Source organism: Helicobacter labetoulli, assembly GCF_003670275.1.
Lineage (GTDB): Bacteria > Campylobacterota > Campylobacteria > Campylobacterales > Helicobacteraceae > Helicobacter_C > Helicobacter_C labetoulli.
Window position 1 is genome coordinate 82,403 of sequence record NZ_QXJF01000010.1, and the last position, 26,499, is coordinate 108,901.

Consider the following 26,499-nt stretch of genomic DNA (forward strand, 5'->3'; position numbering starts at 1 on the left):
GCCATACTACTATAAAAGCTTAAACTATTCTATAATCGTTCCCTCCTTAGCCTTGCAAAGATGGAAGGATTCTAGTGTAGTGAGATTGTGTTTAGAGTGATTTGCTCTAGCTCTTTTTGCAAGATAATGGTGCGTTTTAGAATCTTGCAGATAGATTCTAAATGCTCTAGCTCAGGTTTGCTGCAAGTGTAATTATTACGATAACTTAACCACTTTTCTATGACTTTATAGCCGCCTATAGTGTAGTCATAGACTTCTTTGCTCACGCCAAATACAGCTAAATCATCATTCAAAATCAGCTCATACTCGCCACTTTGGCTTTGTATAAAGCGTTTGTTGGTATTAAGCTTATCTATAGTGTAGCTAGGCTTACTCTCATTAGCATTTTTTCTAAAATCAAGATAAATGCTAGAATCTTGTGGAATCTTACGCAGCAGGTGAATCTCTGCTAACTCCCTGCCGATAGACTCTAGGGCTTCAAAAATCTTTTTGCTTACTTCAAAGTTGATACGCGGGAAGCCTATGCGTAAGTATTCTGCGTATTTTGCTCGGTAGTGCGGGTGGAATAAATTCGCATAGATAAAGTGTAGAATCTGCTCTGGGCTTTTGGACTTTAGAATCTTATGATTTTGGCAGTAGGCAGCAAAAGATTCTGTAAAGTTTGGGAGCTTCTCTAGCTTATGCGTTTGTTTATCATCATCGCCTGTTGTTTGCTCATAGCGATAGAGTGGAATTACCATATCAGAGTTTGCAATTTGTCCGCTAAAATTTACATCAGCAATGTTATCAATTATAAATCCATAAGCATAATTATCTTGGTTTGAAAGCTTTGTGGTGCATAGCCCAAGATTCTCTCCAAGTAGAAAATGCTTCATTATAGAAAATCTTGGACGCCCAATAAAGCCTTGTTTGCCTGTGTAGTATGTATAGCGTGTATCAAAGGGGCGATAGGTAATTTGGTGGATTTTAGATTTTGTATCACTATCTACTATAATTTTTTGTTTAATTTTTCTTAAATCCCAATCGGTTTTATAAGGGTTTTGTATTTTGTATTTTGTGGCAATGGATTCTATCTCTAGCTCTGCAATATCTTTAAGTAATATTTCAATACCATCTTTTGTGTATTGTGTGGCTAAATCATCGTTTGAAGTTTTTATGCCACTATTACATTCTGCAAATATCGTCTTAGAATCTCCTAGTGCTTTATCTTTAGCTAATGCCCAAAAGTCCTCATACTCACTAGAATCCAAATCGCGTTTGATAAACCAAAAGTAAGGTGCTTCACACTCTAGCTGCTGCCAAGAGATAGAATCTAAGCCTTTTTGGGCTATGCTATTTAGTAGGGCATACTTATCTGCTCTTTTAAAAATGCCATTATCACTTGTAGAGAAGTAGAAAATCTTAGAATCTAAACTTTTGTCATACTGAGCGTTAAGCGAAGTATCTATAATTTTTTGAGATTCTAAGTTTTTATTTTTTTCACAAGGGGGAGAGGCTTGAATTTGCAAGTGTGGATTATTGCTCCGCAAAAATGCGAAATCACCCCTCCCCCTTATGTATCCCCCACCCGATGACGCTTTCAAGGTAAGCGTTTCACTTTGTGAATCGCCACCATTGATTTTTATCGTGGCAAAGTCGTGCTTTGCTACTGCTATGATTTTAGAATCGGCTTGAAAGTTTAGGCTCACAGAATCCACGATTCTAGTATTTTGCAGGTTTGGACTAGTGCTACGCACGAGTGCGGTATTGCTAGTGGTGCTTTTTGCGGATTTTAGGGTAGAGATAGAATCCATATCGCTAGAGTCTTGGCATTCTAAGATTGTGCTGCTAGTTTGGTGGCTGTCAAGAAAATCGCGATTGAGCTTACTAGAGGTAAGTGATTGAGCGATTTTCGCAGACTCCGCCGAAATAGCAGTGCAAGCTGAATGCCCTTCAGGGTATTTGATGAATAGTGATATGCAGACTCCTACTCTTATATCAAACACATTCTCATCTTCTTTCCTATCTTTTTCACTATCGCCGTGGAGATTGATGATGTAGATTCTATCAAAGGCGTTATAGAGAGATTCTCGCATTTTGCGATGGGTGCGTCCCCAAATGTAAGAATTTGGCGTGATAAAGCCCATAATCCCCTGCCTAGAATCTAGCACTAAAGGAGCGGATTCTGCTGGGTTATACCGCTCTAGGAGCTTCCATTGTGCGAAGCGGATAAACTTGATATAGTCATTATTAAGCGGCTGGATATTTTGCTCATTACTAGGCTTATAAGTGCTAAGGAGATTGATAATCTCTTGGAGATTATTTTTAGAATTTTGGTAATAAGGTGGATTACCCAAAATCACTAGCACATCATCTCTGTGCTTAATCTTGCGTGCAAGTTTGTCTTGCTCTTCTAAAAGTAATAGTGGCATAGTCATTTTATAATCAGCTTGAGTGCTTAAATCTAGCGTGTTTGTAAGGAATATTTGAAGCTTGTTTTCATCATCAAGCAAAGAGTAGAATCCTGCGTTTTTAAGAATAGTAGAGAGCTTGATATGTGCCACGATATAAGGCACAAAGCTTAACTCAAAGCCATAAATATCTTTGAGAAACTTTTTTTCAATCGCTTCTTTTTGCCAAATTCGTGATCTTTCTTCATTTAAAATCAGCTCAAAGACTTTTGCCAAAAAGCTCCCTGTGCCTGTAGTAAAATCTAGCACTTTGACATTGCTATCTAAAAAGCCCTTTGGCTTATTAAAATGGCTTTTTAATAGAGAATGCACACTAGAGCAAATGCAATTGACAATAGATTCTGGTGTGTAGAAAACGCCCCCTTCTTTACGCTTCTCACTTCCGCGTAGCTCATCATAGGCTTTTAAAAAATCTTCATAGAGATAGATTGAGATAGATTCTATTTGTGTGTTGAGCATTGTAGCAAGGGTTGCTTTGTCTATAAGGGTTATGGTTTTTTTGATATTTTCTAGTGCGTAGGAGACAGATTCTGGGATATGAAAGCTAGGGATTGAAAAGTAAATAAACTCGCTTAGGAGGTGAAACTCTTTAGGCAAAAGCGTAGCTATGCCCTCCACACCAATATGCTCTAAATTTGAATCAATCTCCAAATATGCTACAAGTAGCCCATACACGACACTTTGTCCTAACAAATCGCAAAATTCTTCAATGCTTAGGTCGCAACGCGTGATGTTTCTAAAGGTTTCAAGAGTACCTCCAAAAAATTTATGAAAGCTCGTGCGTGGAGTGGAATGATAGGATTCTCTAGCTTTTATCCCTAGATAAAAACTCTGTGTAGCTAGGACATTTATAAGTTCTTGTTTGCTTTTAATCGTGGCGTGATTGGCATTAAAAAAATCGTGTAAAAGGCTTTGAAACTCACTCAAAGTATCATATAAGTGGGATTCTTGCTCGTGGGTAAAGAGATTTGCGCTTATATCAAAAGGAAAGAGCGTTAAGTCATAAATCACATTGCCAAAGCTAATGAGAATAAAGCGATTGTAATCTGTAAGCAAGATGTTGGGACACACAGCAAGGTATTTTTCAATCTGCTTGCCTTTTAAGTCAAGCTCTAGCTTTTTACCCCATTCCTTGCATTCTATAAAGCCTACAAGGGCGTTATAGCTTAGTTCAGTTGTAGAATCTACTTGTTTATATACCTTAAAATCTGTGCGAATGTCTCCTTGCCCCACCTCTGCTTGTGGCTCGTGGATAATGCGGATAGATGGGTCTTTTAGGGCATTGAGTAGATTTTGAAGCTGAGTGCGATAGCTATGCTCATTTGACTTATTGAGTTGGGCTGTGTCTAGTAGGGCTTGTTTGTAAAGCTCAAGCTGTTGTAAAATCTTTTGCGTATTTTGATGTTCTTGCATACTTTGCCTTATGACAAGATTCTACAATGCCATACGAATGCAGTCATAGAGCATATCCATATTTTGCTCTGGCACAAACTCCACGCCCATAAACTTGCCCTTAGAGATGATTTCTGAAGGCGGAAGCTTTTGCACGATGACACAAAATGCCGTTTTTGCATTAGTAGTTGGCATTTCTTTATAGGTTTTGATAAAGCCCAAAGCACTGACATTGCCTATTTTTTCATCAATTACAATAATATCTTGGGGATTCTGGGCTAAGGTTTTTAGGGCATTGAGCGGGTCATTATCCATAGTGATAAGCAAACTAGAATCTATCTTTTCAATGACTTGTCGGTATTTGAGGATATTTACCATTGTCTCACGCACGATTAAAAGCTTTTTACGATTAGTGTTTTCTAGGTAATGGAGTAGGTCAAAAAGCTCTTTTGATTTGGGTGAGAGCTTACTCTTATCAAGCCCACGCAGAAAATAACGCAAAAATGTCTTTGAGCTAAAGCTCCCCTCAATGCGAGAGTTTCTAAAAAAATGCTTGATGACTTGGCTGTATTTTGCCCTGCTCCAAAGCGTTGTATCAAAATCATATGCTTTTGTATCAAGTAAAGCGATAAAACGCGTTTTAATATCATCTGTCATCGGCGTATAAACAGCCCCAAAAGCCTCAAAATGATCATCTCTAAATCGCTTGAGTCTTGCTGTTTCACTCACAAGAGCATCTTTTTGATTCCCTATGAAGTTGAGTAAATCCACATATCGCTTCCGCATTTGCTTGACTTCTTTTTCAATCTCGGCATATTCTTTGCTGCCTTTGTCATCGCGTTTGCCTAGAGTTTTTTCTCCTGCTGCGAGTGTGCCACTTAAGGCATTTGTTTGGGCTTGTGCGTTGGCAAGTGAGCTTTGAATCTCATCAATATGTGTGAGTGTTTTGTTGTATTCTGTTTGGCGAGAGAGAAAAATCATCTCAAAAGCATAGTTGAGTGCGTATTGGGTTTTTTTATGATAGCTAAGATATTCTTTTGAGAGATGAAGCACTTCTTGTTTGAGCTTTTTAAGCACTTCATTTTCAATATTTGCATCCATAGCGCATAAATCATTATATGCAGTGAGTAAAAACCGCCGCATACGGATAAAATCAAGCTTTAAATGCCCCTCCACAAAATCACTATATCCGCTTAGAATCTCATTTTCCCTAGCAAAATATTCTTCAATACACACACGAGCGGGTTTTGTTACAGGAATTTCATCAGGGTCAATAGGTTTTGGTTTTAAGTGGATTTTTGTAACGGCTTTCATCTCAACGACAAATTCTACTTCAACCCCCTTTTTTAGCTCACTTATCTCATCTTCCCAAAGCTCAAAAGGAAAATCAAAAACGCGTTTATTAAGGTCTTGTTCTACTTGAGCGTTTTGTGCTTGTGAATCTACATTAATGATTTTTCCATACAGCATCGCATTCCCTTTAAAATTGTAGCAGGTTCTTATTATACCTTGCTTCGTTTAAAATAATGCAAGAAATTGCATTCAAAGATTCTAATCCTTGTCATTTTTATCTCTTTTGGAATTTTTATAAAGAGATTCTAGCTCACTTGGCGTGATTTTTATGCTCTTTGTTTTTGCCCACGCATAAATGGCTTTTAGCTCATCGGTATTATCTGTTTGAGTAGTGCTATTATGCGTAAAAAGTGGCGGCAGAATCCGCAGTGGCGATTTGCTTTGAATCTTTGCCCTTAGCACAACAAGGCTAGATTCTCTATTTGCTAAAGAATGCACAAAGCGGAGGGTATCTACATTAAATCCGCAGATTCTAAGCTCATAAAGCAATGTTTGCAGCACTCGTGCATCATAGCATAGGCATAAGCTCCCATTTGGCTTTATCACACGCTTGATATGTGTAAGCAGGGCAGGAATGGGCAGGAAGCTTTGATGTCGTGCCATATTTTTACGCATATTTTCACCTTGCAATGCTCCATTGGCATAAAATGGTGGATTGCTAATAACAAAATCAAACTTCATATCCGTTTGAAAGTCTAAAAAATCCATACAATGCACTTGATGGCATATGTGAGATTCAAACTGCCTTATGTTTAAAGCTACACATTGTGCCATTAGCGTATCTTTTTCTACAAGGTGGAGATTGATATGTGGATTCTTATGTGGCGTGGCTTTATTTAGAATCTCTCTGGCACAGAGCATTCCTAGAATCCCACTTCCTGCCCCCACATCTAAGAGTGAGATTCTAGATTTGAGAAATGCTCGTGCAAAGTGGCTCAAGATAAGGCTATCAGTGTTGTAGCAATAGCCATCGTGGAGTTGATATATCTCTAGTGCAGCCATAAGCCCAAATCCTTGTCAAGATTCATTATGTGTAAAAGCTCAAAGTCCATTGCCTTGCTTTGTTGTGTAAAATTTAAATCCACACAAAAAAACGCCTTATGCACTAAAAGCATATCAATATATTTTCTTAACGCACCAAGCAGATTTAGCCCCCCTTCAATCACAACAAAGCCTTTTAAACTCTCAATCTCTTCTGCATTGCGGAAAGTATGGAATCTTGGATTATTTTCATGCTTGGAAAATAAGCAGAGTTTGGGTTGTTTATGCTTATCATAAGGGGGCAGGGCATATCTGGCATTAAGCGTTGGGTTATCACTTCTAAGTGTTGCTCCGGATATACAGAGATAATCACACACACTGCGTTGATTATGCGTAAAAATGCGTGAAGATTCAGCAGATATTTGCCCATTTACATAGCTCCCATCAAGTCGCATAGCAATTTTAAACAGCACAAATCGCCCCTTTTCTCGCAGAATCTCAAAGGGCAAAAGCAGTTTTTGTGCTTCATTTTGAATCTGGCTTAGGCTTGTGTGTATCCCCGCTTCTTGTAAAGTTTGCATTCCGCCTGAAGCAAGGGAGTGAGAATCTTTTGTGCCAATAACGACTTTAGCAAAGCCTAGTTCTTTTATGAGATTGGCACAGGGGGGCGTTTTGCCATAGTGATTGCAAGGCTCTAGGCTCACATAAAGGGAGTGGTTTTTAAAAATGCCATTGTGGTTGTGTAAAAGGAAGTTGTGGAGTTCAAGGCTAGATTCTAGATTTAAAATCTTAGAATCTTGCGTGAGTGCGTAATAGCCTTGCTTTATGGCGATGACTTCAGCGTGTGGAGTGCCTGCAAGGCTATGCACTCCACGGGATAGAATCTCACCATTTTCACGCGTGATAATAGCTCCAACACTTGGATTTGGCAGGGCTAGGGTTTGGGCTTCCCACGCTATATCACAACAATGCTTGATAAGCAAATCATCACTAGAATTCAAAGATAACCTTTGCTTTTTTGATAGATTCAAGTGGGATTGCCATCTCATCTTGTTCTATAAGTAGCGTGATATGCGTGTCATTCACATTGTGTAAGATTCCTTGCAGTGTGCTTTTATCTGTGAGCTTAATATTTAGAATCTCGCCAAGTGAAAATGCGTAATGCTGTGGTTTTTTTAGGATTCGCTCTAGTCCGGGTGAGCTTACCTGAAGATGATAGCTATCCATATTTATATTTTCCACATCAAGTAAAGGAGAGAGTAGCTCACTTAAGGCTTGGCAGTCTTGCAAACTTACCGCATTGCTATCTTTTGAGCTAAGATTCTGCATAGGAGCTTTTTTTGTAATGCTTATGCGTAAAATGTGGCGTTCATCTTCTTTGAGAAAATCAATATCATACACATATAAGGAGAGTGAAGCGGCGAGTTGTTCTATTTTTTGAGTAGTTTGGGTTGAAAGCATATTATTCCTTTTTTTGTTTTTCACGCTCAAGTTGTGCGAAAATAGAATCTAAATTATTCACGCAATGGAGCGTATCATCAAATTTAAACTGCAAGTTTGGGACGCGAAACCACTGCGTAGAGTTTAGGACATATTCTTTTAAGATTCCTTGAGCTTTTTTGAGTTGCTCTAAAATCGCCTTGCGTTCATTTGGCGAAATATCTGTGCCTTCAATATACACTTCCGCACTCTGCTTACCCTTAGAGCATTTTACCCCTGTGATTATAAGGGTATTAATCTGCGAGTCTTGGAGCTGGGATAGGGCAAGGCTTAGCACCTCTTGGAGTAAAGATTCTGTGCGTTGTTGTTTAATATTCATTTGGGACTTCCATTTCTCTTAACTGATAAAAATTTTGGCGATAGGCTGCAAAAGCTCCTTGCAAAATCGCTTCTCTTGCTTCACGCACGAGATTCAAATAATAGTGGAGATTATGCAATGAAGCAAGGCGATGATAGGTAATTTCTTGGGAGCGGAAGAGATGACAAAGATAGGCTCTTGTGTAGTTTTGGCAAGTGTAGCAGGAGCATAGCTCATCAATAGGCGAAGTGTCATTAGCAAAACTCGCCCCCTTAATGTTAATCTTACCAAAATGCGTAAAAAGCGTGGCATTCCTAGCATTCCTTGTAGGCATTACACAATCAAACATATCCACCCCACGATAAATGCCCTCTATAATGTTTTCTGGTGTGCCAACCCCCATAAGATAACGCGGCTTAGATTCTGGCATAAAAGGTATAGTGTGAGATAGTGTGCTATACATCTCCTCTTTGCTCTCTCCTACTGCAAGTCCGCCAATAGCAAAGCCATCAAACTCGCCAAGATTCACAAGTGAGGTAGCTGACATCTCACGGAATTTTGGGTTTGTTCCACCTTGGATAATGGCAAAAAGATTATTTGTTTGGGCTTTGCCTTGAGCTTTGTTTATCTCGTGGTATTTTAGTGAGGCTTTTGCCCACTCTGTTGTGCGTTTGATAGAATCTAAGATTCTTGTCTCACTTGCTGGAAGCCCTACTAAGTCATCAAGCACCATCATAATATCGCTATTGAGCGCATATTGAATATCTAACACAAAAGAGGGGGAAAAGAAATGCTTAGAGCCATCAATATGGGATTTAAACTCTACGCCATTTTCATTAAGCTTGACATTTTGATTTAAGCTAAAGGCTTGGAATCCACCGCTATCGCTTAAGTAGCTGCCATTAAAGTTAGCAAATGTATGAATCCCACCAAATGCTTTTAATCGCTCTATCCCCACACGCAAATACATATGATAGGTGTTTGCAAGGATAATTTTGGCATTAAGATTCTGTGCTAAATCAAGACTATCAAGGGCTTTGACACAGCCTTGTGTGCCAACAGGCATAAAAATAGGCGTTTGCACGATAGAGTGAGCAAGAGTGAGTGTGAGTGCTCTTGCCTTGCCATCTTTGGTTTCTATATTTACTTGCATTATTTTTTAGAATCTCGTGCGTGTTCTGCGGCGGTATGAGCGGCTTTGATAAATGCTCCACGCACGCCTAGTTCTTCTAAAATAGCTAGTCCTCTAATAGTCGTTCCACCCGGGCTTGAAATGGCGTATTTTAACTCATTAGGGCTTTTTGTAGCTAACTCTGTGGCAAAGCCTAGAAAAGTTTGTTTGACTAACTCTTGGCTTTGAGCGTGGGTTAGCCCCTCTAAGATTCCTGCATCAATGAGCGATTCGGCAATGAGGGCAAGGAAGGCAATGCTGCTACCGCTTGTGGCAATGCTAGATTCTATGAGTGCTTCATTATCCACACTCACAGCTTTGCCAAAAGATTCTAAAAATGCAAGAATATCCGTATCAGCTTTTGAATCTGTGTGCTGTGTGTAGGATTTGTGATAAAAAGCCGTAGCAGAGTTTTTGCTAAAAGCGGCGATATTTGGCATAAGTCGCACGATATGGCAAGACTGAAGCTGCTTTTCCAAGGTGTCAATGCCAACTCCGGCTAACACACTATACACGCATTGAGCTTTGCCTTCAAAAATAAAGCTTTGCAGTCCTTTTGGCTTTGTGCAAAGCAGGACAATGCTATCTTGTATATCAAGCACAGCTTTAGAATTTGTGGGCTTAGAATCCATAGATTTAGAATCTGCAATGGCTCTGTATTGTGGCGTGTAGATTTGAGCCTCTATCTCACATTTAGCGATACAATCTTTAGCTTTTTGTAAATCTCTGCCTGTGATAAGGACATTAAAATGTGAAGTGATAAAGTGATTGCGTGTAAGAATGGCTTGTGCCATATTGCCATAACCCACGACAAGAAGTGTTTTTTTCATTTTCAACCCTATTTTGATGATTTTGTTTGTTGCCTAAATTATTCAGTCTATGGATTCTAGAATCGTATTTAGCTATTTCTTACAGGGGCGGCATTTTCGCCCTTTTGTGCTTCCTCTTTATTGTGGTATTGCCCAATAGATTCACTTAAGCTATACATTGGGTATTGTGTGCTATCAAGGACAACTTGTGCCATTGTGAGATTGTCAAAATTAAAAATAAGGGGTGCTAAAAAGTTGATTGTTGAGTGTTCAATAGGCTTTTGAATCACCATAATATTGGCAACAGCGATATTTTTGGCATTATTTAAATCAAGCAAAATCTTAATGTTTGAAGGCACATCAAATTCATACTCCCTAAGCAAAAAAGGATTGACAAGTGTAAAATGCGGCACTTCACCATCAGCGTTAAAAAGCTTCATAAACAACTCATCAATTTTCTCAAGTTTCATTTTTGTTACATTTTCAAATCCTAGGATCGGTGATTTGACTTCAAAAACCATCATCTTCTCCAAAATTTAAGCTATCTCTAATGTATAAAACTACGGATTATAACACAAATATGTAGTTTTTATGCTAAATAGTAGAATCTAAAGTGTATAATACATTTCTATTTTCAAAATTTAAAGGTTTTTAATGAGAATCTACGCGTTTATGTGTCTTTTGTTTGCAAATTTGATATTTTTTGGCTGTGCAAAAAAAGAAGTAGAGTATAATAAACCCGCATCGTATTGGTATGAATCCATTATCAAAGAGATTAATTTTGGCAATTTAGAAGGGGCAGATGGCTATTTTTCATCTTTGCAAAGTGAGCATATCAATTCTCCTCTTGTGCCAGAGGCTATGTTGATTTTGGGTGAGGCTCATATGGAAAAAGATGAATATCTTTTGGCTGCATTTTACTTTGATGAGTATCTCAAACGCTACGCCTCTTTGGCAAATCAAGATTATGTGCGGTATTTGAAGATTCTAGCAAACTTTTATGGATTTAAAAATTACAGCAAGGATCAAGAGTTTATCGCTCAAAGCATAAAGGAAGCAAAAGAATTTTTGCAGATTTTTCCACAGAGTCGCTATGCACCCTATGTAGAATACATTTACATTAAGTTTCAATTAGGGCAGATTGAGCTATATAAATCCATAGCTAATGTTTATGATAAGCAAGACAAAGATGAAGCAAGAGATGAGTATCTTTCACGCATTGATGAGGATATTATAACAAGATTCAAGCCAAAGCCCTCGTATGTGCCTTGGTATGTAAGACTTTTTAATTGGTAAGAAGACAAGGAGAGAATACAAAAATGAATAGTATAGAAAAAAACGATTTTCCTATGATAATGCCCCTTGTGGTAGAAGATGAGCTTTTTATTTACCCTTTTATGATTGCTCCACTCTTTATAAGCGATGAGAGCAATATTAAAGCTGCGGATAAGGCTATTAAGGGTGATAGCCTTGTTTTTATAAGCTCAACGCGGAGTGATGATAATCAGGCTTTTTATGATGTGGGTGTGATTGGCTCTATTATGCGTAAGGTGGCACTGCCTGATGGACGCGTTAAGCTGCTTTTTAAGGGTTTGTATCGTGGCAAGATTCTAAAAGTGATAAAATCAAGCAAAGAGCCATTAAGTGTTGAGGTGGATAGGATTTGGTATAAAGAATATGATGAAGCAAAGATGAATGCACTTTTAGAAGTTTTGCGTGAAAAGGTAAGGCATTTAGCAAATCTTGATGGGCATTTTCCGCCAGATTTGCTTAAAAGCATTGAGGAAAACTCCGAGCCAAACCGCATTGTGGATCTCATCGCTTCGGCTATGCGATTATCCAAGAATCAGGCTTATACACTATTTGCCAAAGATGATGTAGAAGAGCGGATTTTGGGGCTTATTGATTATATCATTGAGGAAACACAAGCTCAAAAACTCCAAAAAGAGATAAAAAATAAAGTCCATAACAAAATGGAACAAGTCAATAAGGAATATTTTCTTAAAGAGCAACTTAAGCAGATTCAAAAAGAGCTAGGCACGGACAATACGCGTGATGAGGAGATTGAGCAATATATGCAAAAGCTTAATAGCCTAAAGCCCTTTATGAGCGAAAACGCCTACAAAGAGGTGCATAAACAAATTAAACGACTTTCTCGTATGCACCAAGATAGCGGCGATGCAAATATTTTGCAAAATTATGTTGAATGGGTGCTTGAGATTCCATTTGGCACTTATGCGAAGCAAAAACTCTCTATTCAAAAAGTTGCTAAACAGCTTGATATTGATCATTATTCGCTTGAAGAGCCAAAAGAACGCATTGTTGAATATTTTGCAGTGAAGGAGTTGATTGCCAAAAGAGAATCTGCTCAAATGAAAAAGGAAGAGAAACAAGAGGAAAAAACTCAAAAAGGCACGATTTTATGTTTTTATGGACCGCCCGGAGTGGGAAAAACAAGCCTTGCAAACTCCATTGCTAAGGCTATTAAAAGAAAACTTGTGCGTATCGCACTTGGGGGATTAGAAGATGTCAATGAGCTAAGGGGGCATCGCCGAACATATATTGGTGCAATGCCCGGACGCATTATACAAGGGCTGATTGAAGCAAAAGAGATGAATCCGCTTATTGTGCTTGATGAGATTGATAAAGTTGGTAGAAGCTATCGGGGTGATCCCACAAGCGTTTTGCTTGAGATTCTAGATCCAGAGCAGAATCACGCTTTTAGAGATTATTACACAAACTTTGATGTAGATCTCTCACAAGCTATTTTTATTGCCACAGCCAATGATATATCCACAATCCCAGCCCCCCTGCGTGATAGAATGGAGTTTATTGCTATCTCTTCTTACACGCCACAAGAAAAGTATGAGATTGCAAAAAAATACCTTATCCCTCAAGAGCTTAAAAAACACGGCTTAGAGCAAAATGAAGTGAATCTTTCAGCTCCGGCACTCAAGCAAATGATTGAAAAATATACGCGTGAAGCGGGCGTAAGAAGTTTGCGTCATAAAATCGCCCAGATTATGCGAAAAAGTGCGATATTAATCCTTAAGGGTGCAAAGTCTGTAGATATTACGCCAAAAAATTTGGGTGAATTCCTTGACAAGGTGGTTTTTGAGATTTCCCCAGCTGATAAAAAAGACAGCATTGGTGTAGTTAATGGTCTTGCTTGGACAAGCGTGGGCGGTGATGTGTTAAAGATTGAAGCTATTAAGATTAAGGGCAAAGGAGCATTGACGCTTACAGGAAGCCTTGGTGATGTGATGAAAGAATCTGCCCATATCGCACACTCTGTGGTGAAAGTCTTATTTGATACGAAGTTTTTAAAGCCAAAAGTAAGCACAAAAACATCGCCCTATCATAATTTTGATATACATTTGCATGTGCCAGAGGGTGCTACGCCAAAAGATGGTCCAAGTGCTGGAATTGCTATGGCGTGTGTGATTGCCTCAATTTTGACAGATTCTAAAATCAAAGCAAATGTGGCGATGACAGGGGAGCTGACTTTGCAGGGCAGGGTTTTAGTTATTGGGGGCTTGAAGGAAAAGCTTATTGCCGCACATAAGGCTGGAATCCAAAGGGTGCTAATTCCACAAAAAAATTATGAACGAGATTTAAAAGACATTCCAAAGGAGGTGCTGCAAAAGCTAGAGATTATCGGGGTTAGCAACATACAAGAGGTATTGCCCCTTGCTCTTGTAAAATAATGCAAGATTCACAATTTCTACTCGGGCTTGGCTTTGGGCTTGTTGGTTGGGTATTTTTTGGCTTAGGGGTAGTGCTTTTTCCTTTGAGCTTATTTTTTATTATGCGTTCTTCCCATCGCCCACCATTTTTTGCACTCCTTGTGATTAATGGTATTGTGGGTTTTAGTATTTCACTCTATTTTGATTCGCAATACATCGCCCAGCACATTCTTTAGAATCTCTAGATTCATATCCAAATGCCATTGTTGTGCTGCAAGGTGAGCGTTGTATTTCAGCCTATTAATATCATCTTTTGTGCAACTTGTAAGTGTCTGCACAATATCACTAGATTTAAATCCATTGCTGATTATCCCGCACTGATGGGTGCGAACAAAATGAGCAATATCTTCTAGCGGTGTGCTAAGGATAGCAAGTCGTGCTTGAAGATATTCAAAAAGTTTATTTGGCATACAATGGGCGAGATTAAAAGTTGTGGGCTTAAAGGGAATAAGTCCTATATCATACTCAAGGCTTGTTGGGATAATATCCTGCATCGCCACAGGTTGTAGAATCTGCAAAGACGAGATACTTTTGGCTTGTTGGCTAAAAGATTCTAAAAAGCCTTTTTGGTTGCTTAGAGCCATTATATGAAGACTAAAGGGCGTTTGCTTTAAGAGCTTGCCAAGCTCCAAAAGCTCCATACTGCTCCTATCTGGGCTTATGAAGCCGTGATAGAGAATCTTTATTTTCTCTTGTGTTGGGCTGGGCGAAGCCTCATATAAAGGTGGCAGGGATAAGAAAAGCTCACAAGGAATGTGAAAGTCTTTTTTGTATCGCTCACATAGCCCATTACTCACACTCAATGCAAAATCTATGCGGTGCAAATAAGTCTCACATAAAAAGGTAAAAAATCGCCCAAGCCCCTGAATCCATTGTGTGTCATTTTCATATTCTAATGGGTAAAATTCTCGCAAGTCAATGAGAATCTTACACTGCGGATTATTGCTCTTATACTCGCACGCAAAGGGTAAAAGTGTAATGTCTTCTACAATGAGCAGATTCTGCAAGGGTAGAGAGTTAAGAATCTTGGTGATAGCTTTGCGGTTTGGCGTAAAGATAAGGGGCATAAAATCCCCTTTTTTGCAAAGCTCTAAGATGGCGTCATTTTCTTCTTTTGTGCGTTGTTTGCTGCTTTTATCAGGTGGGAAGCTAAAGAGTGTAGTTTGCATAGAATCTGTGAATGAGAGGCTTTGGCAGTCCTTTGAGATGACATTGATCCTTATAATATGATGTGAAGTTGCGGCTATTTTGCTTAAAAGCTCCAATAGCCGACTTGAGCGGGGTTTGGTATTGATGTTGTGATCACAAAGTAGGGTAATATTAAGATTCAAGCTTTGTTCCTTGATGTAAATAGAATCTTACAAGCCTTTTTTATTCCATTCCTTTATAAACTCATTTTAAAATAAATGTGGGCTGTGGTAAATGGCAAATGAGTTTATATGGATAAAACTTGACTTTTTTGCTTTGCTGTGCTACTTTATTTTGTTTTGAAATTTCATCTCTAAGGATTTTGTATGAAAATAGCACAATCAATCACTGATCTTATCGGCAATACGCCTATTTTGAATCTTAAAGAGTTTGCCCCAAATCTCTATGGCAAATGCGAGTTTTTAAACCCTAGTCATTCTATTAAGGATCGCCCGGCGTATGCGATGATAGATGAGGCAATGCGTGAGGGTAAAATCAACAAGGATACGATGATTGTGGAATGCACAAGTGGGAATATGGGGATTTCTCTTGCGATGATTTGTGCGAGTTTGGGACTTAAAATCACCATTACTATGCCCGAATCTATGAGCATAGAGCGGAGAAAAATGATTGCCTTTTTTGGCGCAAATCTTGTGCTAACCCCGGCAAGTGAAGGTATGAAAGGGGCGTTAGATAAAGCGAGAGAAATTTTAGATTCTACGCCTAATGCTTTTATGCCAAGTCAGTTTGATAACCTCGCTAATAAGCAAATGCACAAACGCACCACGGCGTTGGAGATTTATGAGAGTTTTGAGGGGGCTTTGGACTATTTTGTTGCGGGGTTTGGCACGGGCGGAACTATCAGCGGTGTTGGCGAAGTGCTAAAAGAAAAGATTCCATCTATTCAAATTATCGGTGTGGAGCCTTCTGCCTCGCCGCTATTAAGTCAAGGACAAGCCGGTCCGCATAAGATTCAGGGTATTGGGGCGAATTTTATCCCTAGCATTCTTAATCGTGAAGTGATAGATTCTATCTTGTGTGTGGAAAATGATGTGGCGATACAAACAGCTCAGGAGCTAGGCAGGGCTGGAGTTATGGTTGGAATCTCAAGTGGAGCAAATGTGGCTATTGCAAGAAAAATCGCTTTGGAAAACCCTAACAAAAAAGTGCTGACAATGCTTAATGACACAGCAGAGCGTTATTTATCAACAGATTTGTTTAATACGCTTTAGGCTATGTGGGATTGTAGAATCTATTGCTAGAAGTGGGCAAGGTAGCTTTATAGAGCTTTTGTAGAGAGGCAGGATAGGCTTTGCTTATTGGGTGATAAACGATAGAAAAATGGAATAGTGTATTGTGTGCTTTGGGTTTGGCATTGCGTTTTTATGCAGGCTTTAGCTTTGTGAAGCACATTTGTGATGTGTGAGGCAAACTCGCTTTTGGGCTTATCAAATGTGAGAGAGTGAATCTTGCAAGTGTCAGCTTGGAGCATAAAGCTAGCTTTTAGATTTTCTTCTTTGCCAAGTTGCAGGAGTTCTTTAGGATAGGTATTGTGCTTATTGATACACGCTTGCAGGGCTTTGTCAAAAGGAGCTAGGCTGATTTTGCGGTGGTTTTGTGTGAATCTTTGCCTATCAGCAAATACACCAACAAAAAAAGCCAAAGCAGTGTGGCAATAACGCCATAAATCAGTGCATATTTTTTCATTATAAAGCTTTTTTTGTTTGTTTGGGTGTAGTGGATTCTAGCACAAATCTTTCATAGCAAAGAATCTACAAACCTAGAGACCTCAAAGCATTAAAACTAGAATCTAACATTACATTTTCTAAACTTCTTTGTGAAAATAAAAACCTACTATCACACACAAAGCCAAGCTCCTGCCAATCTGTGTGATTTAGCCTATCACATATTTCTTGTAGTTTTGTGTGATCCACTTTAAACTTTGGAAAAATTGCTAGAATAGAGCCATCATAAGCTTTGCAAGGATGTAAGAAAAAGGGCTTTTTATTACGCGTTTTGGTATTGACATAAATGCGTGGTAAATTACTTTTATGATAATCTCTCCCCCATTCCCACCAATTTGCTTCATTAAACTTTCTAATTTTTCGCTGTAGTAATTGCGTTTTAAAGCTGATTAAGGGAAAATTTGATAAATTTAAGCTTATTTAGCTTGTTTTTAGCAAGTTTTGTGCTACAATAGGCGTTTTTAAAACACTCACTTAGATTTTTACATACATAAATTAAAGGTTGTTGGTTTAATGATTACTTGGATGCAGAAGCATAAGAAATGGCTTGTTGTTACTATTTGGATTAGTGCCATTGCGTTTATCGGTGCTGGAATGGTGAATTGGGGTTCTTATGGCTTTGGCTCAAGCAATGATAAGGTTGCTCGTGTTGGGAATGTTGATATTCATCTTGCTGAGTTTCAAAGAGAGTATGCAAGGATTCTTAATGAATTTAGTCAAATCTCGCAATTTGGTGGAATGCTTGATGAAGCTCAAGCAAAGCAGTTTGGCATACCACAAATGGCATTGCAGAGGCTTATTCAACAAACCCAGATTCTTAATCTTGCTTATGATTTGGGGATTGTTGTGAGCGATGAGGAAGTGGGCAAAGAGATAGTAAATGCTAAAGTGTATGTAGATGATAAGGGTGAGTTTAGCCAAGAGGTGTATCGCCAAACTTTAAAAGAGCAAGGTATGAGTCCGAGTGATTTTGAGGAGATGTTGCGTAGGATTCTTGTTATACAAAAGATTTTTAGCGTGATGAATATTACTCAAGCAGCACCTATGCTTCCCATTTCATCAAGTGAGATTGCGGCATTGGAGATGGCAAACGCAGTAAGAGATAGGCTAAAGGTGGAGATTCTGCCTATGAGTCAAGTGAGTATTGAAAGCAAAGATGATGAGTTAAAGGTGTTTTGGGAGAAAAATGCGCAAAATTGGAAAACCCCTATGGAGTTTGACATAGAGTATATCCTAGTCCCTTTTGCCTCGCAGAATCCAACAGATGAAGATTTGAGGAAGCATTACGAAGATTTTAAGAGTGATTATTTAGATGAAGATGGAGGTTTATTGAGCTTTGAAGAAAGTAGGGAGAGGCTCATAAAAGATGTGCAGAAGATTCAGGCTGAGAGTGTGGCAAAGCGTGAATATCGTGATTTAAAAAATGAAAGCAAAAAGGGCAAGATTCTAGCTCTCAAAGAGAATGAGCGGTTTTTTATCAAAAACGGAGTGGATTTAGTTGTCGAAGATATGAAAGTAGCACAAGTAGGGCAGGTGCTAAAACCTATTGAAGCTGATGAAGGGTTTGTAACGCTAAAGATTCTTGATAAAAAGCCAAGTGTGCAAAAAAGCTTTGAAGAGGCAAAGGCTGAAGCTAGAGTGCTTTTTGAAAACACTAAGAAAAAGGAAAAGCTCTCAGCACTTGCTCAAGAAAAAGTGAGAAATTTTAAAGGCACAGATATAGGGTTTGTTGATAGATTCTATAATGGTGCTATACTCACGCTAGATGATAGGCAGAAAATGAGCTTTCTCTCTCATTTATTCTCTTCTCAACAAAAGGAAGGATATGTGATGCTTGATGATAAGGCTGTGCTGTATCGTATAATGGAGCAATCAGCTTCACCGATAACGCAAGGCGATAATGCAATGGTGTTTAAGAATATGAAGTCTGAAGCAGTGCTTGATGCGTTGGCGGAGTATCTCAATGAGACTTATAAGACGACAATCTACATTGATGTGAGTAAGTGAGGGCTAGGGTGAATCGGGTTATATTAGGTATTGATATTGGTTCTAGTGAAATTTGTGCGATTGTCGCTGAAGTAAAAGACGATGGTTCGCCCTATATTATTGGCACAGGTATTCATAAGGCTGATGGCATTAAAAAGGGTTCGGTTACAAATATTGAACTTGCCTCAAGAGCAATAAGAAGTGCCGTCAATGACGCGGCAAGGGTGTCGGGTGAAAAAGTTGATAAGGCTATTATTTCTCTATCTGGTGCTTATACAAAAAGTATTAGAGAATCTGCGGTGGTTAATGTGCCAAATAGTGAGATTGGGCTAAAAGAGATTAATCGTGTAATGCAAACAGCCATCTATAATGCCGTGATTCCAGAAGATCACATGCTTATCCACGCCTTGCCTTATGAGTTTAGATTAGATGATCAAAATTTTGCTGAAGACCCTATGGGTATGAGTGCATCGCGGCTAGAAGCATTTGTCCATATTGTAACAGCCAAGAAAACAGCACTTGAGAATCTAAAACGAGCGGTGCGTGAAAGCGGCGTGGAGATTGAAAATATTGTGTTAAGTGCGTATGCTTCATCTATTGCAGTGTTAAGCAATGAGGAAAAAGAGCTTGGTGTAGCGTGCATTGATATGGGAGGGCAGACTTGCGATTTGATGATTTATAGCGGATATTCTATGCGTTATAGTGATTTTTTAAGTGTTGGGTCGCATAACATTACAATTGATTTAGCCACAGCCCTTAATGCTCACCCAAGCACAGCAGAGCAGATTAAAACTGAATATGGCAAACTTATTCTTACAGATGAGGACAAGGAGAAATCCATAAAAGTACCTGTAATGGCAGGTGAGAATGCAACGACTAATGTGAGCTTAGAGATTGTCCACGCAGTTATATCTGCTCGTGTAGAGGAGACTTTGCAGCTTTTGGCAAAAAGCATTGAACAAAGTGGGTTGAAAGACAAAATTGGTGCAGGTATCACGCTCACAGGTGGTATGGCAAATCTTGATGGAATGCAAGAATTTGCCTCAAGTATATTTTTTAGAAAGCCAGTGAGAATCTCTAAGCCTATGTCTGTGGGTGGGCTTTTTGATGGATTGAAAGGCACGCAGAGTGCTACCGCAGTTGGGCTGATTCTACACGGAGCTGGGCAGCATACAAACTATGAGATGGACTTTGATAAGAAGATTCTCTATAAACGAAGTAGTGTTGTTGAAAGCAATGATGTGGGTAGTATTGGATTGTCTCAAGATGCTTCGCAGGATTTGAGTGGTTTGAAAATCACTCAAAATACAGGTGATTTATCGGGGATTCAAGCCATAGAAAAGGATAGACACGATAATGTCTTTATGAGATTCTACAAGTGGGTTAGCCAATTATTTTAAGGGAGTGATGATGGAAAATATTGAACTAGACATCCAGGAAATACGACAAGAAGGTGCAGTAATTACGGCTGTTGGCGTTGGTGGCGGTGGCTCAAATATGATTAGTCATCTTGTGAAAACAAATCCACACAAGGCTATTAAGCTTATTGCGACAAATACAGATATTCAACATTTAGAAACTACAAGTGCAAATATCAAAATGAAGCTTGGCGAGAAGCTCACAAAAGGTTTGGGTGCTGGTATGCAACCAGATGTGGGTGAAAGGGCAGCGCTAGAGACTTATGAAGAGTTAAAAGCTGTGCTTAATGGGTCTGATATTGTTTTTATCTCTGCAGGTCTTGGCGGTGGCACAGGCACAGGAGCAGCTCCTGTTGTAGCTAAGGCGGCAAGGGAAGTTGGGGCATTAACTATTTCTGTTGTAACCAAACCTTTTAAATGGGAGGGTGGCAGACGCGCTGAACTCGCTGAAGAGGGGTTGCGTAATTTAAAATCAGAAAGTGACTGTATTGTTGTTATCCCTAATGATAGACTTTCATCTATTATTCCTAGAAGTTATGGCGTTCAAGAGAGTTTTGAAGTTGTAAATGGCGTGTTAGCTCGTGCTGTGAATGGGATTTCAGGCGTAATATTGCATCATAGTCCAAATGATATTAATGTGGATTTTGCCGATGTGAAAACGGTAATGAGTCATAGAGGACTGGCACTTATGGGTATTGGCGAATCCACAGGCGATAATGCGGCGTGTGAAGCTGTGCGTATGGCAATAGAATCTCCACTGCTTGATAATATCTCTATTAATGGTGCGATGGGTGTGCTTGTGAATTTTGAGATGAATGGATACTCACTTATTGAGATAGGCGAAGCGATGAATATGATTGAATCTATTGTTGATAATAAAGCCCATGTGATTTGTGGGACACGCACACTTGCAGATGTGGCAAAAGATTATGTTAAGGTAACAGTGATCGCTACGGGCTTTGAAAGAGAGGTTGTAAGCACAGAAGCACAACCGCAAATGTGTGAAAAACAAGGCTTGGAGCAGTCTCGCCAAAGTTTGCAACTTGCTGCACGGAAAGTATCAGGAGAGGATTATAGTTTGTTTGATCATAATGATGAAAGCCTTGAAGTTCCAACTTATCTCCGCAATCAAAAAGACTAATTGTCTTTTACGATGGAGAGGGATTGTAAAACTTTCTCTCCGTGTTTATTTGCTAAGACTTCTTTGCTCCAACCATATGAAAAGTAAAGATATCGTAGTAGTAAATATTTTGCCGAGATTCTTGTGTATAGTTCATAAGAAGTGCTAGGTTTGTAAGATCGCTTGTTGGAAGTGAGCAGAGTAATACGCCAAAGTTATCAAAAACAAAGAGTTGTTCATACCCCATTTTGTTGAGTTGTGGAAAAATGGAGAGAAAATCTTCATTTTGTGCTTGGAGATGTATCTTATCCCACTCAAAAAATATAACAGGTTTATATGTTTTGAGCGTATTGTTTGCTCCACGCAATACTTTAAAATCAAAACCATCTGTATCTATTTTGATAAAGTTGGGAGAGAAATTAGCCTGTTTTACCACAGAATCAAGTGTTTGGATTTGAATATTTGTATTAATATTCTTAGAATCTACTAATTTGCCACTTCCATCTTGTAGGGATATGGAGTAGTTGTTTTGCTTTTCATCATCACCCAAGAATGTATTAGCAATGATATATAACGGAAGTTTGTTGTTATGCCCCCCCCCCCATACTTATATCTTTAATAGTCGCTCCTTGAAAATTATAGGAGATGTTGGTAGGTATAAGATTGGCATAACTTTTTTCGCCCTCTATCAACAAGTAAGAAGCATTTTGTATATTTGTCAAAATAGCAGTATCACCTATATTTGCCCCCACATCAATCATATTTAAAAAGCCATCTTTATTGTAGATATGCTTAGCTATTGAATGAAGTTGCATATCGTATGTTGGATATAATTTTTGGTAGAGTGGTAAGGAATGAGAAAAAGGCATTTTCAATTTGATATTGTTATACGATAAAGTAATAAGAGGATTTGATATTTTGAGCAAAGCATTATAGAGTATGGAGAGCATTTTTACCCAAATTTTGTTTTGTGCATTAAGATATGCTTTATAAACAAGTTGTGCTAAGAATTTCATTGAGTTCTCCTAAAAAGTTGCAGTGTGAATCTAAAATGGCGTGCTCGGAGGGATTCAAACCCCCGACCTACAGGACCGCAACCTGTTGCTCTATTCAGCTGAGCTACGAGCACAAGAATGAAAATAAAGTTGGCATTCTAGCTAAAAATCCTTAAAACTCACTTTATATAATGCAAATTTAAGCATTTTTAAATAAATTTTTCTTATAATACTGCCCTTAAATCTTACAAGAAAGTGGGTGAGCTTATGCCGGGTATCAAAGTTAAAGAAAGTGAATCTTTTGAAGAAGCGTATAGAAAGTTCAAGAAACAAACCGACCGCAATCTCGTTGTAACGGAGTTGAGAGCGAGAAGGTTTTTTGAATCTAAGACTGAAAAACGCAAAAAACAAAAGATTAACGCTAAGAAAAAAATGCTTAAGCGTCTTTATATGTTAAGACGCTACGAGTCAAAACTCTAGCAAAATCTTCATTGCTAAGGCTTTTTAAGCTTTAGTGGTGGAGTTTTGCAAACTTTTACTTTCATTATAGAATCCCCCTTTAGTATTTGTTTATGTTGAAATTTTGATCAAGTGATGAGATTAAACCCTGTTTTTGTTAGAAGAAAAAAACATTTTAGAGGCTTTAAGATGAGAATCTTTAAAAATTGGAGTAAAATGAAGCATTATCACCGCAGTATCATATCTATATGCAAGTGCTTATCTTGCTTACTTACCATACCCAGCTTTCCACACACAAAAGAATCTAGCCGATATTTTCCATTCATAGCAGGATTTATACAATGAAGCTTTTTACTCACCCCACACTTTTTAAGATTCTTATCTTACTTATTTTTCTAAACACTATCATTCTTTTTGGCTCACAATATTTTGTTTATACAAAGCATTGGGATTTGTATTGGTTTAGCTCGTTTTTTTATCGTGAGCTTTTGCTCTGTGTGAGTTATTTTGCTTTTTTTTGGATTCTTTCACTTGTGCCTTTTGGCGTTTATGTAGCGTGGGCGATTTTTAGCATAAGTGTTGTATGTTTTGTAGTTGATATATTTTTGCTCTACACCTTTGATACAAATCTCAATTCCTATCTTGTCATTGTAGCATTAGAGACAAATCCACAGGAGAGTGCGGAGTTTTTGCATAACTATGTAAGCTTTGGGTTGCTTGGTGTATATGCTTTTTTTATTATCGTTGCTGTGTTTTTGTGGGTTAAGATTCCACTTTTGCAGCCCTCTGCTAGATTTATGCGGCTTGTGTATGCTTGGTTTATTGTGAGTGTGGGGATTGTGCTTGGTATGATTTTAAGCCACACAAAGCCTTTGAATGAGGATTGGAGTGATATGCTTTATAATTATACAAAGCAGTTCTATCGTGCAATTCAGGGCACTTATGGCTTTATGAAAGAGTATGAAAAGCTCAATAGCAAGTTTGATGAGCTATCTACCACGCTACAGGTTAAAAAAGCAAAAAATAATATACAAAACATTGTGCTTGTCATTGGCGAATCTACTCAAAGAGACAAGTTGCATCTTTATGGCTATCCGCTCCCCACCACACCAAATTTAGATTCTATCAAACAGCATAGCCCTAAGAATCTGCTTGTTTTTAGCGATATTATTTCCGCTCACGGACAGACACACGAGTCTTTAAGTCTTAGCCTTACTCTTGCTAATCAAGACAACACGCAGGGCATACAGACGATAAACCCCAAACACAAGCCAAAAGCCACCAAGTCTAGTGAGATTCAAAAGCCGTGGTATGAGTATATTAATGCCATTGATGCTTTTAAGCTTGGAGGCTACCATACAATCGCTATTTCAAATCAAGAGCCTATTAGCCTTTTTGGCAATGCCGCAGCGACTATTCTTAAGCGTGCTGATGAAGCTCATTTTGTCAATGTTAATGACAAGATGAGCACGACAAAGTTTGATGAAGCGATTTTGGATATTTTTGATGAGGAGTTAGGGATAGGCAGGGGGCAGGGGGATTTGCAAGGGGATTTTGATAATGGAGATTCTAAGTCTCTAAGCTCAAGTGAGAATCTACCACAAGAGCCTAAAAATACAGCAGATTCTACGCCCAAACCGACTTTTTTTATCCTACACCTTATGGGGAATCACGCTAAGTATTATAACCGCTATCCAAGCAGTTTTGCGAGATTTAGCCAAGAAGATATGCTATGTCGTGCTGATAGCGTGGAGAATCTAGCTGCCACAAGTGCGGAAGAGAATATGCACTATGATAATAGTGTGCTATATGGTGATTTTGTGCTACGAGAGATTATAAAGCGATTTGAAGATTCAGATTCTTTGGTGCTGTATTTTAGCGACCACGGGGAAGAGATTTATGACTGGAGGAATTTCATCGGGCATTCGGATTCTAAAATGTCGCGTTTTATGGTGGAGATTCCATTTATTATTTATGTAAGTGATGAGTTTATTGCAAAGCACGCAGAACTTTATAAGCGATTACAAAAAGCACAGAATCAACGCTATATGAATGATGATTTAATCCATACTTTGCTTGATATTGCAGGGATTGATATGCAGGGCTTTGAATCTAAGCGGAGTTTAATGAGTAATGACAAAACCTTGCTAAATAAGAGAATCCGCCTTGTTGGCGAGAAAAAAAGTGCTAAAGATTATGACAAAGAGTTAAAAGCTCAAAAAAGTTATTATCAGCAGGGGTTATGTGGTAGAAAAGATTCTGCTCATAAAGAGGAGATAGCTCAATGAGTGATGCACGATTTTTCCGCACTTTTATGTTTTTGTGGATTTTAAATACTTGCCTTATCATAATGTCTCATCAAACTTTTTTGCATACGCATTTTGATATGTATTATGTTCTCACTTTTGCATATAGGGAAGTGATGTTTCTTGTGAGCTATGGTGCATTGTTGTGCGTGATTTATTTTCTTAAGTGGCGTTTTTTACAGAATCTTTTGCTTTTTGTTGTGGTGGCTCTTAGTATTTTGTGTATGGTAGCTGAAATTTTTTGCCTTTATAACTTCTCTACTTTGCTCAACTCATATGTGGTAAGCATTGCGTTTGAGAGTAATGTAAGAGAGAGTTTAGAATTTTTACATACATATATAGATATAAAGCTGCTTGGAATCTATGGGCTTTTTACTTTGGTTACTTGGCTGTGCTTTAGGCTAAAAGTGCCAAAATATGTGAGAGGCAATACATTAAAGCTAAAGATTATGTATGTGCTTTTATTGCTTTGTGTTGTGGTTGTGCATATTGTGGGTGTGCGTCCTTCAAGCCCGGATTTGCGTTTTAGTGATGTCTTGTATCATAGCTATACTGCCTTGTCTAGCTCATTGAAACGCACCCTCGCATTTATGGAGGAGTATAAAAGGTTATCGGCACATTTTGATGAGTTTGCTAAAGATTTTGAGGCAAAGCCTAGTAAAGAAAAGATTGAAAATGTTGTGCTTGTCATTGGAGAAAGCACACAAAGAGGTAAAATGAGCCTGTATGGCTATGAGCTGCCTACCACTCCACTTTTGGAGAATCTTAAAAGGCAAAAATCGCAGAATCTGCTTGTTTTTAACGATGTAATTTCATCTCAAGGCTCAACCTATGAAAGTCTTACGCAAGTTTTAAGTTTTGCCAATCAAGAAAATGCGGAGAACTCCCAATGGTATGAGTATTTAAATATGATTGATGCTATGCGTCTTGGCGGGTATTGCACGATTGCTATTTCAAATCAGGAGGCGGTAAGCTTTTTTGGCAATGGTGTAGCGACAATTTTGAATAGGGCAGATAGGGTGAAATATTTAAATTATGGCGATAGTTTTGATTTAACAAGGCTTGATGGGGAGTTGGTTTTAGCACTTGATACTTATCTTAATCAATCTTATGTATTGCCCCCCCCCCAGCTAGAATCTAAAACATCTAGCTTGCATAATTCTTATTGCAATAAAGAGCGAACTTTGCGATTTTTTGCCCTGCATCTTATGGGTAGCCACGAGCGATATGAGAGTCGCTATCCAAGAGAGTTTAATATTTTTAGTTCCAATGATATAAAGCAGGACTTTGGGGACAAAAGTAAAATTGCTGCTTATCTTAATAGTGTGTTGTATGGTGATTTTGTGCTACGAGAGATTATTAAACGCTTTGAAGATTCAGATTCTTTGGTGCTGTATTTTAGCGACCACGGTAAGGAAGTGTATGAAAATGGAGATTTTGCTGGACATAGCAATTCTAAAATGTCGCGTTTTATGGTGGAGATTCCATTTATTATTTATGTAAGCGATGAGTTTATTGCAAAGCACGCAGAACTTTATAAGCGATTACAAAAAGCACAGAATCAACGCTATATGAATGATGA

General features: G+C 38.5%; 22 protein-coding genes, 1 tRNA gene and 2 pseudogenes. 10 read left to right on the forward strand and 15 right to left on the reverse strand.

All coding sequences use genetic code 11. The features are described from left to right. Positions 1-71: 71 nt before the first annotated feature. The 9 genes from EBF12_RS06595 to fliW form a co-directional block, all read right to left on the reverse strand. On the reverse strand, positions 72-3,863 hold the full coding sequence (locus tag EBF12_RS06595) for a type ISP restriction/modification enzyme (protein ID WP_121726949.1): 3,792 nt from the start codon (positions 3,861-3,863) through the stop codon (positions 72-74). A 21-nt stretch (positions 3,864-3,884) separates the two neighbouring features. Further along, positions 3,885-5,312, reverse strand: a complete 1,428-nt coding sequence (locus EBF12_RS06600) for a response regulator (RefSeq protein ID WP_121726950.1) — start codon at positions 5,310-5,312, stop codon at positions 3,885-3,887. Between the two features lie 81 nt (positions 5,313-5,393). Then, positions 5,394-6,197 carry a tRNA1(Val) (adenine(37)-N6)-methyltransferase gene (locus EBF12_RS06605; protein ID WP_121726951.1) on the reverse strand — a complete coding sequence of 268 codons (804 nt, stop codon included), beginning with the start codon at positions 6,195-6,197 and terminating at the stop codon, positions 5,394-5,396. Beyond that, entirely contained in the window at positions 6,185-7,177 is a 993-nt protein-coding gene (gene ribD / locus EBF12_RS06610) for a bifunctional diaminohydroxyphosphoribosylaminopyrimidine deaminase/5-amino-6-(5-phosphoribosylamino)uracil reductase RibD (protein ID WP_121726952.1), read from the reverse strand. The genes EBF12_RS06605 and ribD overlap by 13 nt, the downstream gene beginning before the upstream one ends. Next, positions 7,167-7,637, reverse strand: coding sequence for a ribosome maturation factor RimP (locus EBF12_RS06615; RefSeq protein WP_121726953.1), 471 nt, complete (start codon positions 7,635-7,637; stop codon positions 7,167-7,169). The genes ribD and EBF12_RS06615 overlap by 11 nt, the downstream gene beginning before the upstream one ends. A 1-nt stretch (position 7,638) precedes the next feature. Continuing rightward, a complete protein-coding gene (gene rbfA / locus EBF12_RS06620) occupies positions 7,639-7,995 on the reverse strand; it encodes a 30S ribosome-binding factor RbfA (RefSeq protein ID WP_121726954.1) in 357 nt (118 codons plus the stop codon). Then, a complete protein-coding gene (gene tgt, locus EBF12_RS06625; RefSeq protein WP_121726955.1) occupies positions 7,985-9,127 on the reverse strand; it encodes a tRNA guanosine(34) transglycosylase Tgt in 1,143 nt (380 codons plus the stop codon). Before tgt ends, rbfA begins: the two co-directional genes overlap by 11 nt. Beyond that, positions 9,127-9,975, reverse strand: a complete 849-nt coding sequence (locus tag EBF12_RS06630) for a pyrroline-5-carboxylate reductase (protein WP_121726956.1) — start codon at positions 9,973-9,975, stop codon at positions 9,127-9,129. Before EBF12_RS06630 ends, tgt begins: the two co-directional genes overlap by 1 nt. Before the next feature lie 68 nt (positions 9,976-10,043). Continuing rightward, positions 10,044-10,475 carry a flagellar assembly protein FliW gene (fliW, locus tag EBF12_RS06635; protein WP_121726957.1) on the reverse strand — a complete coding sequence of 144 codons (432 nt, stop codon included), beginning with the start codon at positions 10,473-10,475 and terminating at the stop codon, positions 10,044-10,046. 133 nt (positions 10,476-10,608) lie between these two features. Here fliW and EBF12_RS06640 point away from each other — a divergent pair, with 133 nt between their 5' ends. From EBF12_RS06640 to EBF12_RS06650, 3 genes are read left to right on the forward strand one after another with little or no spacing between them, the layout of a single operon-like run. Next, positions 10,609-11,250, forward strand: coding sequence for an outer membrane protein assembly factor BamD (locus EBF12_RS06640; RefSeq protein ID WP_244196428.1), 642 nt, complete (start codon positions 10,609-10,611; stop codon positions 11,248-11,250). 23 nt (positions 11,251-11,273) lie between these two features. After that, positions 11,274-13,661, forward strand: coding sequence for an endopeptidase La (gene lon / locus EBF12_RS06645; RefSeq protein WP_121726958.1), 2,388 nt, complete (start codon positions 11,274-11,276; stop codon positions 13,659-13,661). Continuing rightward, positions 13,661-13,876, forward strand: coding sequence for a hypothetical protein (locus tag EBF12_RS06650; protein ID WP_121726959.1), 216 nt, complete (start codon positions 13,661-13,663; stop codon positions 13,874-13,876). The genes lon and EBF12_RS06650 overlap by 1 nt, the downstream gene beginning before the upstream one ends. Here the strand turns inward: EBF12_RS06650 and EBF12_RS06655 are convergent. Beyond that, complete coding sequence (locus EBF12_RS06655; protein WP_121726960.1) at positions 13,832-15,031, reverse strand: glycosyltransferase family protein; 1,200 nt, start codon at positions 15,029-15,031, stop codon at positions 13,832-13,834. The genes EBF12_RS06650 and EBF12_RS06655 overlap by 45 nt on opposite strands. A gap of 183 nt (positions 15,032-15,214) precedes the next feature. Between EBF12_RS06655 and cysK the strand changes: the two genes are divergently transcribed. Further along, positions 15,215-16,120, forward strand: coding sequence for a cysteine synthase A (gene cysK / locus EBF12_RS06660; RefSeq protein WP_121726961.1), 906 nt, complete (start codon positions 15,215-15,217; stop codon positions 16,118-16,120). Positions 16,121-16,167: 47 nt separating this feature from the next. On the opposite strand, the gene EBF12_RS06665 is transcribed toward cysK, so the two are convergent. After that, on the reverse strand, positions 16,168-16,551 hold the full coding sequence (locus tag EBF12_RS06665) for a hypothetical protein (protein WP_244196429.1): 384 nt from the start codon (positions 16,549-16,551) through the stop codon (positions 16,168-16,170). Between the two features lie 109 nt (positions 16,552-16,660). Continuing rightward, positions 16,661-17,053, reverse strand: a pseudogene (locus EBF12_RS11865) (class I SAM-dependent methyltransferase); the annotation flags it as partial. A gap of 93 nt (positions 17,054-17,146) precedes the next feature. On the opposite strand from EBF12_RS11865, the gene EBF12_RS06675 reads away from it, so the two are divergent. From EBF12_RS06675 to ftsZ, 3 genes are read left to right on the forward strand one after another with little or no spacing between them, the layout of a single operon-like run. Next, positions 17,147-18,640: a peptidylprolyl isomerase gene (locus tag EBF12_RS06675; RefSeq protein ID WP_121726962.1), complete on the forward strand. Its 1,494-nt coding sequence runs from the start codon at positions 17,147-17,149 to the stop codon at positions 18,638-18,640. Positions 18,641-18,648: 8 nt separating this feature from the next. Then, positions 18,649-20,019 (forward strand): cell division protein FtsA, encoded by a 1,371-nt coding sequence (gene ftsA / locus EBF12_RS06680; RefSeq protein WP_121726963.1) that lies wholly within the window; start codon positions 18,649-18,651, stop codon positions 20,017-20,019. A 10-nt stretch (positions 20,020-20,029) separates the two neighbouring features. Continuing rightward, positions 20,030-21,178, forward strand: coding sequence for a cell division protein FtsZ (gene ftsZ, locus EBF12_RS06685; RefSeq protein WP_121726964.1), 1,149 nt, complete (start codon positions 20,030-20,032; stop codon positions 21,176-21,178). Between the two features lie 52 nt (positions 21,179-21,230). On the opposite strand, the pseudogene EBF12_RS06690 reads toward ftsZ, so the two are convergent. The 3 genes and pseudogenes from EBF12_RS06690 to EBF12_RS06700 form a co-directional block, all read right to left on the reverse strand. Continuing rightward, positions 21,231-21,731 (reverse strand): annotated as a pseudogene (locus EBF12_RS06690) (FkbM family methyltransferase); the annotation flags it as partial. Between the two features lie 13 nt (positions 21,732-21,744). Beyond that, the gene (locus EBF12_RS06695; protein ID WP_121726966.1) at positions 21,745-22,173 is read right to left on the reverse strand and encodes a hypothetical protein; all 429 of its coding nucleotides are present in this window, start codon (positions 22,171-22,173) and stop codon (positions 21,745-21,747) included. 36 nt (positions 22,174-22,209) lie between these two features. After that, positions 22,210-22,286 (reverse strand) — tRNA-Arg (locus EBF12_RS06700). 133 nt (positions 22,287-22,419) lie between these two features. Here EBF12_RS06700 and rpsU point away from each other — a divergent pair. The 3 genes from rpsU to EBF12_RS06715 all read left to right on the forward strand — a co-directional run. Beyond that, positions 22,420-22,632, forward strand: a complete 213-nt coding sequence (rpsU, locus tag EBF12_RS06705; RefSeq protein ID WP_002955579.1) for a 30S ribosomal protein S21 — start codon at positions 22,420-22,422, stop codon at positions 22,630-22,632. Positions 22,633-22,952: 320 nt separating this feature from the next. Beyond that, on the forward strand, positions 22,953-24,899 hold the full coding sequence (locus EBF12_RS06710) for a phosphoethanolamine transferase (protein WP_121726967.1): 1,947 nt from the start codon (positions 22,953-22,955) through the stop codon (positions 24,897-24,899). After that, on the forward strand, positions 24,896-26,499 hold a 1,604-nt coding region (locus EBF12_RS06715), incomplete at its 3' end, for a phosphoethanolamine transferase (RefSeq protein ID WP_157979067.1). The genes EBF12_RS06710 and EBF12_RS06715, both read left to right, overlap by 4 nt.

Coding starts and splice junctions, on each gene's coding strand:
- EBF12_RS06595 (WP_121726949.1), bottom strand. CDS start 3,863: ATGCAAGAACATCAAAATACGCAAAAGATTTTACAACAGCTTGAGCTT.
- EBF12_RS06600 (WP_121726950.1), bottom strand. CDS start 5,312: ATGCTGTATGGAAAAATCATTAATGTAGATTCACAAGCACAAAACGCT.
- EBF12_RS06605 (WP_121726951.1), bottom strand. CDS start 6,197: ATGGCTGCACTAGAGATATATCAACTCCACGATGGCTATTGCTACAAC.
- EBF12_RS06615 (WP_121726953.1), bottom strand. CDS start 7,637: ATGCTTTCAACCCAAACTACTCAAAAAATAGAACAACTCGCCGCTTCA.
- rbfA (WP_121726954.1), bottom strand. CDS start 7,995: ATGAATATTAAACAACAACGCACAGAATCTTTACTCCAAGAGGTGCTA.
- tgt (WP_121726955.1), bottom strand. CDS start 9,127: ATGCAAGTAAATATAGAAACCAAAGATGGCAAGGCAAGAGCACTCACA.
- EBF12_RS06630 (WP_121726956.1), bottom strand. CDS start 9,975: ATGAAAAAAACACTTCTTGTCGTGGGTTATGGCAATATGGCACAAGCC.
- fliW (WP_121726957.1), bottom strand. CDS start 10,475: ATGGTTTTTGAAGTCAAATCACCGATCCTAGGATTTGAAAATGTAACA.
- EBF12_RS06640 (WP_244196428.1), top strand. CDS start 10,609: ATGAGAATCTACGCGTTTATGTGTCTTTTGTTTGCAAATTTGATATTT.
- lon (WP_121726958.1), top strand. CDS start 11,274: ATGAATAGTATAGAAAAAAACGATTTTCCTATGATAATGCCCCTTGTG.
- EBF12_RS06650 (WP_121726959.1), top strand. CDS start 13,661: ATGCAAGATTCACAATTTCTACTCGGGCTTGGCTTTGGGCTTGTTGGT.
- cysK (WP_121726961.1), top strand. CDS start 15,215: ATGAAAATAGCACAATCAATCACTGATCTTATCGGCAATACGCCTATT.
- EBF12_RS06675 (WP_121726962.1), top strand. CDS start 17,147: ATGATTACTTGGATGCAGAAGCATAAGAAATGGCTTGTTGTTACTATT.
- ftsZ (WP_121726964.1), top strand. CDS start 20,030: ATGGAAAATATTGAACTAGACATCCAGGAAATACGACAAGAAGGTGCA.
- EBF12_RS06695 (WP_121726966.1), bottom strand. CDS start 22,173: ATGAAATTCTTAGCACAACTTGTTTATAAAGCATATCTTAATGCACAA.
- rpsU (WP_002955579.1), top strand. CDS start 22,420: ATGCCGGGTATCAAAGTTAAAGAAAGTGAATCTTTTGAAGAAGCGTAT.
- EBF12_RS06710 (WP_121726967.1), top strand. CDS start 22,953: ATGAAGCTTTTTACTCACCCCACACTTTTTAAGATTCTTATCTTACTT.